This window comes from Coprobacter secundus subsp. similis (assembly GCF_015097275.1).
Lineage (GTDB): Bacteria > Bacteroidota > Bacteroidia > Bacteroidales > Coprobacteraceae > Coprobacter > Coprobacter secundus.
Map to the genome: position 1 here is coordinate 2,892,271 of NZ_AP023322.1, position 15,185 is coordinate 2,907,455.

Consider the following 15,185-nt stretch of genomic DNA (forward strand, 5'->3'; position numbering starts at 1 on the left):
TAATAATACCCATGAAACGATACATTTTATTATCAACAGTTTGTTTGGTATTGTGGAATTGTACCGGACGAAAAGATGTTCAGAATCAGGACTCTTTAAAGATGATTCGGCAGGTCGATTTTTCGCATGTAAAAATTACTGATAATTTTTGGTCACCTCGTTTAGATAAACATGTATCGGCGACTTTGCCTGTTTGTATTAATCAAATAGAAAATCAAACTGGGCGTATGCAGAATTTTGTAAATGCCGCTATAGGAAAGGGAGAGCACTCAGGAATATTTTTTGATGATTCAGATGTTTATAAAGCTTTGGAGGGAATTGCCTACAGTCTAATAAATAATCCTAATCCGGAATTAGAGAGAAAAGCTGATGAATGGATCGACAAGATTGCTGCAGCTCAACAAGAGGATGGATATATTAATACATATTATACTTTGACGGGACTTGAGAATCGTTGGACAAATATGGATAAACATGAGATGTATTGTGCCGGTCATATGATAGAGGCTGCTGTTGCCTATTATCAGGCAACGGGCAAACGTAAGTTATTAGATGTAAGTATTCGTATGGCTGATCATATGATATCTCTGTTCGGTCCGGACAAGCGGCATTGGGTTCCGGGACATGAAGAAATCGAGTTGGCCTTGGTCAAACTCTATAGAATAACTAAAGAACAGAAATATCTTGATTTTGCTTATTGGTTATTAGAGGAACGTGGTCACGGTTATGGTAGTAAGGGTAATGAGGGCGAGTGGGATCCTTTTTATTATCAGGATGCTGTCCCCGTACGGGATTTGGAAAGTATATCCGGTCATGCAGTACGTTGCATGTATTTGTATTGTGGAATGGCTGATGTTGCAGCTTTAAAGCACGATACAGCTTATATAGCAGCAATGGATCGCCTGTGGGATGATGTAGTTTTACGGAATATGTATGTTACGGGAGGTATAGGTTCTTCTAAAAATAATGAGGGATTTACAGACGATTATGATTTACCAAATTTGGAAGCTTATTGTGAAACATGTGCTTCAGTGGGGATGGTTTATTGGAACCAACGGATGAATCAGTTTACTGGTGATTCGAAGTATATAGATGTACTGGAACGGTCGATGTATAATGGGGCCTTGGCTGGGGTCTCTTTGTCTGGGGATCGTTTCTTTTATGTAAACCCATTGGAGTCGAAGGGAGACCATCATCGTCAGGAATGGTATGGTTGTGCTTGTTGTCCGAGCCAAATTTCTCGATTTTTACCGTCGGTCGGAAATTATATTTATGGAATTTCTGTAAATGCTTTGTGGGTAAATTTGTTTATTGGTAATACTACCCAGTTGGCTATAGATGGGAATGATGTTATTTTAAAGCAAGAGACAAATTACCCGTGGGACGGTTTGGTAAAGTTTTCTATTGCATCAAATCTGCCGTTGAATAAAGAGCTCCGTATTCGTATTCCAGGTTGGTGTAAAAGCTATTCTTTATCGATAAATGATAAGGATATATATGCACCTATCGAAAAAGGATATGCTGTAATTTCCAATTGGAAATCGGGTGATATTATTTCTTTAAATATGGATATGCCTGTTGAGAAAGTTGCTGCAGACCCTCGGGTAAAACAAAATGTGGGCAAACAAGCAGTACAGCGAGGACCGTTGGTATATTGTTTAGAAGAAATTGATAATAAAAAAGATTTCGATCGGTCGAAGTTAACAACTTCTACCCATTTCAAAGTACAACAAAGAACTGAATTTTTAGGAGGAATTACGACAATACAGGCTGTAACTGAAAATCAACAATTGTTATTCTTGCCTTATTATGCTTGGGATAATCGAGAAGCTGGCAAAATGAAAGTTTGGATAGATTATCAAGAATGATAATTTTACTTTTCGGCAACTATTGAGATATATAATCATGCGATTCTTCCTCGTAATATCTCTCTCTTTCCATTTAGAGGTCCGGATAGGCGTTCTACGATAAATCCTGATCGTTGGAGACGTCTGCGTACTTCTCCCTTTGCACAGTAAGTACTTAAAATTCCACCGGGAGACATTGTTGCTGCTATTTTGGAAAAAATAGCTTCTTCCCACAGTTCTGGTTGCTTTTCGGGAGCAAAAGCATCGAAGTATACCACATCATATTGTTTTTTAAAAGTATGTTGAGTAAGGTCCGTCTGTATTTTTAGAAGAGTAAATCCGGGAGTTATTGCTGTTGTTTTATTCCATTCTGTCTCGTGTAATTGCCGGAAGAGCCGATTATATTCAGGAGCGATTGTTTCTGGATATTGTAAAGGTTCGATTTCATCCCAGACCAGCGGGAAGAGTTCGAGAGTTGTATAAATCACGGGTATCTGTCTCTTTATGGTATCGAGTAATGTCAGAAAAGCATTTAGACCGGTTCCAAATCCGATTTCCAGTATCCGTACAGGACAAGAATTACTTTGGTGTAATGCTGTTTCGATATATACGTGACGGGCTTCTTCCAAAGCCCCTTTTATAGAATGATAATGTTCGTCTATTTCTGGAATATATAGTGTTGCCGAACCATCGGCAGTCATTTCTTTAATGAGCCTTTTCATGTTTGTTCTATAAAATGGAAACAAATACTTTTTTTTACGCTATTTTTGCCTTTATTTTTGTTATACAGCAAAAGTAATAAATTTATGATAAGCATGAAAAAGAGTTTATTCTTCTTTCTTCTCTGTTTATTGGCATTTTCTGCTACTGCACAGCAGGCTTATCGTATTATAGGTACGGTAACAGAACGAAACAGCCGGGAGAGAATACCCTATGTCAGTGTAGCCGTTTGGAATTCTTCTAAAGGGACTCAGACCGATAGTTTGGGCCGGTTTTCTATTACAGGAGTTACTCCGGGGATATATCGGCTCCAAGTTTCAGGGTTGGGATATAAGACTGTCATTACTCCGGAGTTTCGTTTATCATCGCATGATTATACACTGGATATAGAAGTAGAAGAAAATCGCATAAATTTGAGAGAGGTAAGTGTGACGGCATCGCCTTTTCGTCGTTCGGTAGAAAGCCCTATTGCAATGAGGGTAATCGGTTTGCAGGAAATAGAAAAAAGCCCGGGGGCCAATCGGGATATTTCCAAAGTTGTGAATTCTTTTCCCGGGGTAGCTTCTACGGTAGGTAGTGGTTATCGGAATGATTTATTGGTTCGAGGCGGAGGGCCTTCGGAAAATCGTTTCTATCTGGATGGCGTGGAGATACCTAATATTAATCATTTCAGTACACAAGGAGCTTCGGGAGGACCGATGGGAATTATTGATGCTGATTTTATTCGGGAAGTCAATTTTTATACCGGAGCATTTCCTACTAGTCGAGGAAATGCATTGAGTTCTGTACTCGATTTCAAATTGTTAGATGGAGATGCACGAAAATGTAGTGTAAAGGCTACAGTTGGAGCTTCAGAGGTTTCGTTGACTTCAAATGGACATATAGGTGATAAGACAACCTATTTGGTATCTGTTCGCCAGTCATATCTTCAGTTGTTATTCTCTATTCTCGATATGCCGTTTTTGCCCCGGTATACTGATGCTCAGTTCAAGATAAAAACTCGTTTTTCTCGGTATCATGAGTTGACGTTATTGGGATTGGGCGCGATAGATGATATGAGACTCAATAAAGATACTGACCCTGCAGATGAAGGAAAACAATATATATTGAATTATCTGCCTGTAATAAAACAGAATACGTATACATTAGGTGCTGTTTATAAACATTATGGCGGTCGGCATATACAAACGGTTGTCCTCAGCCATAGTTTTATGAATAATAAAAATACGAAATATTTGGATAATGATGAAAGCCGTCCAGAGAATCTGATATTGAGATATTGTTCAGATGAAGTAGAAAGCCATTTCCGTTTCGAAAATTTATCGACATTGAGATTGTTTAAAATTAATGCTGGTGTGAATCTCGATTATGCAATGTATCGTAATCGTACTTTGCAAAAAGCTTTTGCTCATAATCAGGCGACCGAGTATAACTATCGTACGGATATGGGGGTGTTTAAATGGGGGGTGTTTGGTACGGTTTCGTATGAAATGGATAATGGTCGGTTCTCTACCTCTTTGGGAATGAGATTGGATGCAAATAATTATTCTTCGCGAATGAATAATCCGTTGAAGCAATTTTCTCCGCGTTTATCGTTATCTTATAATTTGTGGGGAGACGTGTGGGTCAATGGAAGTATCGGCCGTTATTATCAATTACCAGCCTATACCACGATGGGATATAAGGAAAATAATGTCTTGGTAAATAAATATAATGGGTTGACGTACATTCGTTCTGATCAGGCAGTTGCCGGTTTGGAGTATCGTTTGGGTAGAGATGCCAGAGTCACTGTAGAAGGCTTTTATAAGAAATATGACCATGCACCCTTATCTCTTACCGATAGTATTCCTTTGGCTTGTAAAGGGACGGATTACGGGGCCTCGGGAAATGAAGCTGCAGCTTCGGTTTCGCAGGGTAGAGCATTCGGTATCGAAACGATGGTTCGATGGTTTGGCAGTAAACGTTTTAATATGTTGGCTTCTTATACTTTCTTCCGAAGTCAATTTAAAAGTCCGCTAACCGATCGTTACATTTCTTCTGCTTGGGATAACCGGCATTTGTTGACTTTATCAGGAACTTATAAATTGCCTAAGCATTGGGATGTAGGCTTGAAATTTCGTCTGATGGGAGGTGTGCCCTATACTCCTTATGACGAATATACATCATCGTTGGTAGATGCGTGGGATGCTACATCACGACCTTATTACGACTATGAGCGATATAATACCGGTAGATTGAAGACCTTTACGCAAGTTGACTTTCGTTTAGATAAAGTTTTCTATTTTAAGGGAGTGATGTTGGGGTTCTATATTGACTTACAAAACGTTTTAAATACAAAATATGATAATCCTCCAGTTTTGGTAAGTACGGGAAAAGAGTATACCGATGAAAATGGGGCTAGGCGTTATGAAATGAAATATATAGCCCAGCAAAGTGGTATTATATTGCCAACGTTAGGTATTACAGTAGAGTTTTAGTCTATGTCTGTTGCAACTTTTATTTGTAAAGTATTTTATAAATAAGTTTTTTAGAAAGTATGGTAAATAATTTTATACTTAAAAGAAAGTTAATTATTTGAGATAGGGACAAAGTACCCGTAAAGTTTTCTATTTTTGTTGGTTAAGAAATGTTTTTATATCAAAATCAGATATATGTGATGAGAAAAAAAGCAATTATAATTTCCGGTTTGATCTGTTGTTCCTTGGGATGGAATGCTTTTTCACAGGTTTCATACCAGTCAAATTTGTCAGAGAGTTGGTTTGAAAGAGGAAAACAGATGTTTGAAACCCGTAATTATGTGGGATGTATAGACCAGCTGACACGTTTTAAAACATTATCGAAAAATGTTTATTTGATACAGGAAGCTGATTTTATGCTCGCTGCTTCTGCTTATTATCGGAAAGACCCTCAGACAGTACAAATGTTACAAAATTTTGTACGGAGGTATCCGGGTGCTGGTCGAATAGCTGATGCGGAGTTCATGTCCGGAAACTATTATTTCTTTTCAAAAAAATATAGACAAGCCCTGAAATATTATAAAAAATTAAAGATAGAAGACCTTGTTCCTTCCGAACAAGAAACATTCTTGTTTAGGACAGGTGTTTCTTATTTGAAAAGTGGTCAGATAGTAGAGGCTAAACCTTGTTTTGTGGCATTATTAGCAGTTGGAAAAGATTATAAAGATGCTGCACAATTTTATATGGCGTATATACAATATACGGAGGGAAAATATAATGATGCACTCAAAGGATTTTTGCAAGTGCAGGATTTTTCTGAATTTAGGACGCCCGCTTCGTATTATATAGCTCAAATTCGTTTTTTTAGTGGTCAGTATTTACAGGTAATACAGACGGGAGAAAACCTATTGTCAGAGAATCCGGATAATGAATTTAATACGGAATTATATCGTCTGTTGGGTGAAAGTTATTCTCATCAGGGAGATAATAGTAAGACGATTAATTATTTGACTAAATATGTAAATAGCACGAACTCACCATTGAGAAGCAGCTTATATACATTGGGTGTTGCTCAATACCGGGAGGGAAAGTATGTCGATGCTATAAAACAGTTGAGCCGGGTCACAGATAAGGAAGATGGATTGGCGCAAAGTGCTTATTTGTATTTGGGACAGAGTTATATTAAAATTGGAGATAAAAAAAATGCAGCTATATCCTTTGATATTGCTTCTCAGTATAATTTTGATCGACAGATACAGGAAACGGCTTTGTACAATTATGCTTTGACAATCCATGAGACTTCATTGTCTCCTTTTGGGGAATCGGTTACTGTTTTCGAAAAGTTTCTGAATATGTTTCCGGCATCGAGATATGCCGATCAGATAAATGATTATCTGGTGGAAGTATATTTCAATACTCGTAATTATCAAGCGGCTTTGACATCTATTAATAAAATAAAACAGCCTGATAATAAAATACTGAAAGCGAAACAGCGCATATATTTTCAGTTGGGAATAGAATATTTTACTAATTCACAGATAGATAAGGCAATACAGAATTTTACTCAAGCTATTGTTTTGGGCATTTATGATTCTGAAATAAAAGCCCAGTCTTGTTTCTGGAGAGGAGAATGTCGTTATAGAAAGGGAGAATATGATAAAGCAGCTTCAGATTATCGGGCTTATCTTTCGACTACCGGACAAAAAGATAAAGATATATATGCTCTGGCACGGTATGATTTGGCATACGCTAATTTTAAACAACACAAATTTACCCAGGCATTGGATGAATTTCTCCGGTATGTATCCATACCTTCTGCTTCAGGAAATAAAGAAGTGTTGGCTGATGCATATAGTCGTATAGGCGATTGTCATTATTATACACGTGAGTTTGCTCAAGCTGAAGATGATTATTCTCAGGCGGTTTCTTTAGACCCTGCTGCTGGTGATTATGCTCTGTTCCAAAAGGCATTTATGGCTGGTTTGCAAAAAAAATATGAACAGAAAATTTCCGGTATGGATCGTTTGGTGTCTGATTATCCTCGTTCTGAATATGTGGATGATGCTATTTTTGAAAAAGGATTGACATACCTACAATTAAAAAACTCTGATGCTGCGATACAATCCTTTAATCAGGTAATTAGAGAGTTTCCTCAAAGTCCTATTGCTCGTAAATCCGGGATACAGTTGGGTATGATTTATTTCAATAATAACCAGCTCGAACAGTCGATAATGGCGTATAAGACGGTTGTGTCGAATTATCCCGGTAGTGAAGAAGCCCGCATTGCAGTTGATGATTTGAAGTCTGTTTATTTGGAAAAGAATGACGTCGGTTCTTATGCTTCATTTGTACAGTCGTTGAATGGGGCTGTTCCTTATCAGGTTTCTGAAATAGACTCGTTGACATATTTAGCAGCAGAACGGTCATTTATGAAAAAGCAGGATAAGTCATCATCAGAAAGTTTGATTAAGTATCTTCAAAGTTTTCCTGAGGGCGCATTTACTACACAAGCTCATTATTATTTAGGTTTATATTATTTTGATAATAAGCAATATGAAGATGCTTGGAAGGAGCTGACGGCAGTGCGTCAGCATAATGATAACCCGTTTGAAGAAGATGCTGTAGCAAAGATGGCTGAGATTAAATATCTAACTCAGGAGTATGCGGAAGCTCTTGATTTATATAAGGTTTTGGAAGGAAAAGCGACATCAGGAGATAATCGCTTGGCTGCCAGACTGGGGGCAATGAGAAGTGCACAATACATTAAAAATTACACGGAAATTATTGTTGCTGCTGATAATTTGCTTTCAGACACGAAGTTGTCACCTGAGTTAGTTAATGAAGCACGTTTTGCACGAGCAATGGCGCATTTGCAGAATGGACAGGCTATAAATGCTGTTCCGGACTTGCAGTTATTATCAAAAGACCCTCGTACCGTTTATGGTGCGGAAGCATCCTATCGGCTGGCTCAATATTATTTCGATAATGGAGATTTGAAGAATGCCGAGCATCTTATCAATGAGATGATAGAGACCGGTACACCTCATCAGTATTGGCTGGCTCGGGAATTTATTTTATTAGCAGATATAAATATCAGCCGGAAAGACAATTTTCAGGCAAAACAATATCTGTTAAGTTTGAAGAATAATTACGATGCAAGTGATGATATTGCAGAAATGATAGAACAGCGGTTAAAACAAATCGGACAGTAGGAAAAAGTATAGTTATGAAAAAAAGAAAATTATATACGGTCGCATTATTATTTATATTTATTGCGGCCTTTGCACAGAAAGAGGAAAACAATGCTCTGAATCGGGAAATGATAATCGAGAAAGATTTTACGCCTATTGTTCAGGATGCTTCTAAAATAAATATATTGCCAGGAGTAGAAACTCCCAGTATTCGGAAAACAAGCATTCTTTATTCCGATTGGACTGTGCCCGTAACTACTCCCTCTGTGTTACAGATATTACCGGCTGCTGTATATGATACAGGTTCACCCTTTTATCGTAAAAGGGGATATGCCGATTTATCTTTAGGAAATTATTTGAATGCATCGGCTTCAGTAGGTTATCGTATTTTAGATAATGAAAAAAATAGGCTGAATTTTTGGTATCAGCACCTTTCGACTCATGGGAAAGTTAAATATTTAGATACCGATGATAAGGTAAAACAAAAAAGGAATGACAATCTTTTACATGTGGGATATAAACATCGTTTCAACAACTTGATTTGGACACTGAATGGAGATTACCGTTTTAATGCATTTAATTATTATGGGAGGGAATACCTTCCTTTCTTGGGAGATGTTGTTGATGCTCCGATTGTCGATAAAAATGAAATGCAACAAATACAGCAGTTCAGTATAAGTACGGGATTCGGATCTCCAAGAGAACAAGATAGAGAGTTGTATTATTTATTGTCGGTCGGGTATCACAGATATTCTAACCGCTTAGGGTTGTATTATGGAGAAAAAGGAAATAATGAAAATCATATTGATACACGTTTCAAGTTATTGGCTCCGGTGACGGCAAATCAACGTATCGGAATAGATGGAAGTATGGACAATCTGATATTTGATAATCGTAATTCGACTGATTATAAAAATTTGGATCTAGATAATTTTACGATGATTACTTTGAATCCATATTATAGTTTGGATAAGGACCGGTTAAAATTTCGATTGGGTGCTGTTGCCAATGTTTCTTTCAATGATGGAACAATTGTTCGTTTTGCCCCGGATATTCGTATCGATTGGGAATTTACCGAGCATTTTTTCTTGTATAGTAGTATCTTGGGGGGGAAGGAGTTGAATACTTTTGCCTCTTTGTCGAAAGATAATATATATGTCGACCCGTCTACTTTGCCATATAATTCATATACTCCGGCAGATTGGACTATCGGTCTTAAGTCAAATGTTTTGAATTGTTTTACTTTTGATTTGTTTGGAGGAGTTAAATATACACAAGATGCGCTGTTTGATTATCGTTATTTGGGCATGAAATTCGATGTAGAGAGTGGAGACATTATAAAAACAGTAGATTGGATGACCCGTCCGGTTGTCAATTATGCTAATTTAGATGCTTTTGCGTGGAATGTCGGTGCACGGGTAAAATATAAGTTTGATGATATATTGAATGCCTCTTTAGAATGGAAGCATGAGATTCGGAAGGCCGATATATATGGTGGGAAAAAGAATGTTGTGGAAACGAATCGTCCGACAGATGCATTGAATGCACAAGTTGAAGTGAAGGTTTTACCTCAATTGACTCTCCATGCCGATTATTTTATGGGATTAGGCCGTGGAACGATACTTTCATTCAATACTTTTGCCGGTACGGGTTTAGAATTGTTGCCATATGTTCCTACGGTAAATGAAACCGTTACCTTAAGAGGAAAGCTGAGTGATATTCATGATTTGGGAGTAGGAGCGGTTTATCAAATAAATGATGCTGTACATCTGCGTGTGCGATTTGATAATATTCTTAATCGTAAATATGATATTTATTATGGTATGCCGGCTCAGGGATTCCATTTTATGGCCGGTGTTGGAGTCAATTTTTAAAAGGGCACAGTTAGTTTTTGCGTGTTATTTTTATTAAACTATCTTTTAGATTCTCATCTTTCTTTAAGTTCAGTTTGCTTCGTATATGGCTACGTGTACTGGTAACATTGGAAATTGATTTCCCCGTTATGGCACTTATTTCGGGGATATTCTTATCGGCCAATATCAATTCACAAATTTCCAATTCTGAAGGTGTAAGAGATTGTGTATATTTTTTTAGTCGGGAAGTATCACGTTCTTTTTGCCGCATCATTATTTTGATGTTATTTTCTATTTTTTCTCGGGCTTCTTTTCCGAGGAGTTGTAATAGTTCATCGGTTTGAGAAAGGGATAGTTCTTTCTCCTTCATTATTTTTATAAATTGTAAGAGCTGTTCTTTGTTCATATTCAGTAGAGCAAGTACGGTCTCTTGTTCCATTTTGTATTGTATGTTTTCTTTTTGCATTGTCGATACGCCTTTGGCCATACGTTTACTCATGATGGAGACGACAATAAATGCGATGAATAAAGGTGGGCCGAGCTTAATAAGAATGCTGTTGTTACTTATGTATATACAATAGAGATACGTAATTGTGGTAATTGCCGTAATAATAAAGGGCAAAAATCTGATGTAGGTAACTATCGTAACTATTAGCAACATTCCGATCAATGTGATATTTGCAAATATCAAGGATATAGCAAAAGTCGTATTGTTATATGCCATGATAATAATCTCTGTCGATATTTCTATTTGTATCAGCAGAGATAAAGTAGTAATAGCCCACGTTGTTGAAATTTTTTTGAAATAAAATAGACCCAATAAAATGAATATGCTCAGGGCATGTAACCCATTTAATAGAGTGAATAAGTCTTTTTCGTATTCAAGACCGATACCCGCTATGAAAAATAGTATGATTCCAATCAAATATCCGATAGATATATAAAGAAAAGTATATTTGCGCTGAACTTCTATAATTGATTCTTTTCCTTTTGTATATGTGTCTTTTTGCATAGTCTTCTGAATAGAGTATTTATATGCAAAAATATTAAAACATTTTTATATTAAAAAAGGTAAATTTGTATATTATAGATTGTTAGATTTTTTTATTGATATATTTCAGTATTTGTATTTTCACTTATTGACATAATTCAGTATAAATATTTCTTTTAACCATTATTTAAATCTTGTGAACTTATTGATTTTGCTTAATTTTACACAGTTTTATTGTTGAAATATCGTCTGTATCAAGTAGAGCCAGCTTCCTTTTTGTATTCATGTCATTTATATATAAATAATTTAATTGAACTAAATATATAATTAAAAAAAAACTATATATATAATCGTATTTTGGGGGCAGTATTTATTTTTGTTTGGAATCATTAATATAATATAATGGTCGATAGAAACATGTGTGGGGCTGAAAGACCACGTCTTTTTTCGAGTAAGGAATTGAAGGCGGGGGAGTCTTTGTCATTTGTGGATAAAGATTCTCTCCTATTCTTTGTTTTGTCTGGGGAGGTGGTTGTCGTTGCACATAATGCCGATTGTAAGCGTATTAGGTGTAACCAGTTCGCGTTTATTTGTCCTAAATATATATATGCTGGGAAAGTTATTGAAGATGCTCGAATATTGACGATAGATATATTTCCATCTTTGCAGGTTCATGGACTTTATCCTTTGGATTCATTACGAGGGGAGTGTTCTCATATTACTAAATATCGCTTCCAGATATATGAAATGGGGCATGTTTTTGAGCTGTTTTTGAACTATGTATATTCTTGTCTTGAATATGACATTGTCTGTAATTCTTTTGATGAGTGGAAATTGGGAGAGTTGTTTTTGCTTTTGCAAAAGTGCTATACTCAGATGGAACTGGCAAGTTTATTTTATCCTATAGTAAGTAAGACTTTTGATTTTAAAACTTTTGTTTTATCAAATTATAGGCGTGTAAAATCGGTAAATGAATTTGCTGCTTTGGCTCATTGTAGTTTATCCACATTCAAAAGACGTTTTATAGAGGAAATGCATGAAGTTCCGGGAAAATGGCTTACAGACAAAAAGATGGTTGATATTTTAGATGAACTAAAAAACGAGAATAAATCTTTTGTAGAATTATCTGAGGATTTTCATTTTTCATCGAGGGCCCATTTTTCGACATTTTGTAAGAAGCATTTTGGAAAAACACCGCAAATGTTACGAGCTGAACTTAGAACCAGTTATAAATATATAAAATAGTATTTTATTTTTCAGAAACAGCAAACTAAAAACTAAATATTAATTCCATTTATATGAAGAGATGTATACTGCTTATTTTTATTATTTGCCATGGTATATTGCAAATAAGTGCACAAAATAGTGTAAATGCTTCCGGAGGGAGTGTATCCGTTTCGTCCGGTTTTGTTAGTTTTTCGGTAGGGCAACCATTTTTTGTATCCCATATAACTTCGGGAGGATCGATTATTCCTGGGATACAGCAAGTATATGAGATTTCTACGGTAGGAGCCGATCTTTTTCCTGTGGTTTCGTTGAATGTCTACCCTAATCCTGTTATTGATTATCTAATCTTGTCTTTAGGAGTTGTATATGATATGGCGGACTATACGGCTATGCTTATCGATATAAAGGGCAACCTTTTACAAAATTATAGAATAACAGAGTCTGAGACTCGCATACAGATGTCATCTTTGCCTGCCGGAAATTATTTTCTGCGGGTTGAAAAAGATGGACGAGTTTTGAAAACATTTAAAATCCTGAAAAAATAAAATTAACATAAACCAATTTAAATGCACGAATGAAAACATCTAAGAAAATCTTGGCTGTATTCTTATGGCTTGCCATCGCTTTTTCGGTAAGGGCGCAAGCTCCCGATTTGATGAGTTATCAGGCTGTCATTAGGAATACATCTAACAATCTGGTTGTCAATAAGACAGTCGGTGTGAAAATCAGTATTCTGAAGGGCGGAGTAAACGGAACGCCGGTCTATGTAGAGACGCATACAGTACAGACTAATGTCAATGGTATGATTAGTCTGTATATTGGAAACGGGCAGATATCTCAGGGAGTTTTTTCTGCTATAGACTGGTCTTCGGGGCTGTTTTTTATTAAAACGGAAACCGACCCGAATGGCGGTAGCAATTATGTAATCAGCGGGACCAGTCAGTTGTTGAGTGTCCCTTATGCTTTGTATGCAAAAAGCGCGGGTAACAGTTTTGACGGGGATTATAATAAGTTGACCAATGCTCCGGTTTTGTCGCAAGTAGCAACGACGGGAAGTTATAATGACCTTACGGACTTGCCGGAGAAGCAACAATTGAGTATAAATGGTAATACGATATCTTTGACCGAAGGAGGGTCTGTTCAGCTGCCGGTTAGTTTTGATGGAGATTTTAATAATCTTGTGAATCTTCCCGAATTTAAAACGGTGGCGACGACCGGAAGGTATTCTGACTTGACGGGAATTCCCGAAAAACAAACGCTAAGTATAAAAGATGGGAGTTTGGTAATCTCCGGAGGGGAATATCTTGCCATAGATCCTGAATTTTTTAAATTGCCGGAAGGATTTAGCGGGAAATACTCCGACTTGTCGGGTGTCCCGGGCAAGCAGAAGCTCGCAATAAAAGACGGTAAACTCGTGTTGGAGGGGAAAGAAGACGAATTCGGATTATTGGAGTTGGATGCTGAATTTTCGGTATTGCCGGAAGGTTTCAGTGGTAAGTATGATGAATTGCTCAACAAACCTGTTAAGCAAAAATTAAGTATAAAAGAAAATAAGTTGGTACTTGAAGGCGGAAATGGGGAGAATGCCGAGACGCTTTTGGAGTTGGGAGAATCGGTGGAATTACCGTCGAATTCGTTTAGCGGAGACTATAACGATTTGCAGAATAAACCTACGGGAAATAGCGAGGGCGATATTTTGTATTGGGCAAATAATTCATGGACGATTTTGCCTATCGGACAAGAGGGACAGGTGCTGAGTGTCGCTAATGGAAAACTGACATGGATAGAACCTTCTTATGCCAATACTTCGGCTTCGACGTATAAAGTCGGGGATATCTATTATAATAGAAACGGAATGCCTGAGGGGGTGGTTATCGAAGTCTCTTCGGTGGGTCGTTACGGTAAAATCATTTCTTTGAAAGAAATTGAGAATAGAGCTTGGAGTACAGTATATGAATCGGCAAATGTTACGAGTGATACCGATGGAGCGGAGAATATGAGCACGATAAAGAGGCTTTCGGATTGGAGCACGAAATATCCGGCATTTGCAAGTGTAGCAGATGAGGGAGAACAGTGGTATCTGCCCGCTAAAAATGAATGGGCGACTGTTTTTGAGAATAAAAATCAGATAAACAGTCAGTTGTCGATGGCAGGAGGACAGCCTCTGAACGGTAATTTTTATTGGTCTTCTACTGAGAGCCTTCGGGAGAACGATGATAATGAAAGGGCGTATGCGACCGGAATCGCAATGAACGATTATGAGATAAATCTGGGTGTAGGAGAGCCGATAAAGGTTCTTGCCGGAGACGTTTTTGATGATGATAAAAAAGCTGAAGGTCGGGTGCGGGGAATACGCAGGTTGTCTTGGTCGGAAACGACCAGCAAACCGGTAGCCGGAGAGACTTATGCGGTCGGAGACCTTTATTATAAAGAGGGTGATAAGGATAATCCGATAGGTGTGGTGTATGCAGTCTCCGACGGAGGGCGGCACGGCAAGGTCATATCGCTTGATGAAACAGACTTGGTATGGAGTACCGAGAATGTGTCGGTGGGTGCTACTGACAATGATGATGGAAGCGTGAATTCAGCCGCAATTGCAAAAATAGAAGAAAATAAAACGAAATATCCTGCCAATGCATGGTGTGTCGCCAAGGGGCAGGGATGGTATATGCCTTCAATAAGTGAAATGACTGCCGTCAACAACGTTTTGTTTTTGTTGAATGTGACATTACAGGAGAAAGGAACTCCGATAGAAGCCGATGGCCGGTATTGGAGCTCTACGGAAGTCGATGCAAATAATAGTTATGTCCTTGTCAATTCGTTGGAGCCATCTACTTCTAATGTTGCGAAGTCGACATCGGCAAAAGTAAGAGCTGTGTATGTGTTTTGAAATCGAGATT

Annotated in this window: 9 protein-coding genes; 7 read left to right on the plus strand and 2 right to left on the minus strand. The window is 37.5% G+C overall.

Annotated features, from left to right (window positions below; genetic code table 11):
* Positions 1 to 11: 11 nt before the first annotated feature.
* Positions 12 to 1,868, plus strand: a complete 1,857-nt coding sequence (locus tag Cop2CBH44_RS11555) for a glycoside hydrolase family 127 protein (protein WP_200754856.1) — start codon at positions 12 to 14, stop codon at positions 1,866 to 1,868.
* 35 nt (positions 1,869 to 1,903) lie between these two features.
* On the opposite strand, the gene mnmC2 is transcribed toward Cop2CBH44_RS11555, so the two are convergent.
* Complete coding sequence (mnmC2, locus tag Cop2CBH44_RS11560) at positions 1,904 to 2,569, minus strand: tRNA (5-methylaminomethyl-2-thiouridine)(34)-methyltransferase MnmC2 (RefSeq protein WP_021931670.1); 666 nt, start codon at positions 2,567 to 2,569, stop codon at positions 1,904 to 1,906.
* A 93-nt stretch (positions 2,570 to 2,662) separates the two neighbouring features.
* Here mnmC2 and Cop2CBH44_RS11565 point away from each other — a divergent pair, with 93 nt between their 5' ends.
* The 3 genes from Cop2CBH44_RS11565 to Cop2CBH44_RS11575 all read left to right on the plus strand — a co-directional run bounded on the left by Cop2CBH44_RS11565 (position 2,663) and on the right by Cop2CBH44_RS11575 (position 10,088).
* On the plus strand, positions 2,663 to 5,044 hold the full coding sequence (locus Cop2CBH44_RS11565; RefSeq protein WP_200754857.1) for a TonB-dependent receptor: 2,382 nt from the start codon (positions 2,663 to 2,665) through the stop codon (positions 5,042 to 5,044).
* Between the two features lie 179 nt (positions 5,045 to 5,223).
* Positions 5,224 to 8,235 carry a tetratricopeptide repeat protein gene (locus Cop2CBH44_RS11570; protein ID WP_200755961.1) on the plus strand — a complete coding sequence of 1,004 codons (3,012 nt, stop codon included), beginning with the start codon at positions 5,224 to 5,226 and terminating at the stop codon, positions 8,233 to 8,235.
* A gap of 14 nt (positions 8,236 to 8,249) precedes the next feature.
* Positions 8,250 to 10,088 carry a TonB-dependent receptor gene (locus Cop2CBH44_RS11575; RefSeq protein WP_200754858.1) on the plus strand — a complete coding sequence of 613 codons (1,839 nt, stop codon included), beginning with the start codon at positions 8,250 to 8,252 and terminating at the stop codon, positions 10,086 to 10,088.
* Between the two features lie 10 nt (positions 10,089 to 10,098).
* On the opposite strand, the gene Cop2CBH44_RS11580 is transcribed toward Cop2CBH44_RS11575, so the two are convergent.
* Positions 10,099 to 11,079 carry a helix-turn-helix transcriptional regulator gene (locus tag Cop2CBH44_RS11580; RefSeq protein ID WP_200754859.1) on the minus strand — a complete coding sequence of 327 codons (981 nt, stop codon included), beginning with the start codon at positions 11,077 to 11,079 and terminating at the stop codon, positions 10,099 to 10,101.
* A 381-nt stretch (positions 11,080 to 11,460) separates the two neighbouring features.
* Here Cop2CBH44_RS11580 and Cop2CBH44_RS11585 point away from each other — a divergent pair, with 381 nt between their 5' ends.
* The 3 genes from Cop2CBH44_RS11585 to Cop2CBH44_RS11595 are packed head-to-tail and all read left to right on the plus strand — an operon-like array spanning position 11,461 to position 15,175.
* Positions 11,461 to 12,303 (plus strand): helix-turn-helix domain-containing protein, encoded by an 843-nt coding sequence (locus Cop2CBH44_RS11585; RefSeq protein ID WP_200754860.1) that lies wholly within the window; start codon positions 11,461 to 11,463, stop codon positions 12,301 to 12,303.
* Positions 12,304 to 12,356: 53 nt separating this feature from the next.
* Positions 12,357 to 12,830 (plus strand): T9SS type A sorting domain-containing protein, encoded by a 474-nt coding sequence (locus Cop2CBH44_RS11590; protein WP_044230924.1) that lies wholly within the window; start codon positions 12,357 to 12,359, stop codon positions 12,828 to 12,830.
* Positions 12,831 to 12,859: 29 nt separating this feature from the next.
* A complete protein-coding gene (locus Cop2CBH44_RS11595; protein ID WP_200754861.1) occupies positions 12,860 to 15,175 on the plus strand; it encodes a DUF8740 domain-containing protein in 2,316 nt (771 codons plus the stop codon).
* Positions 15,176 to 15,185 lie beyond the last annotated feature (10 nt).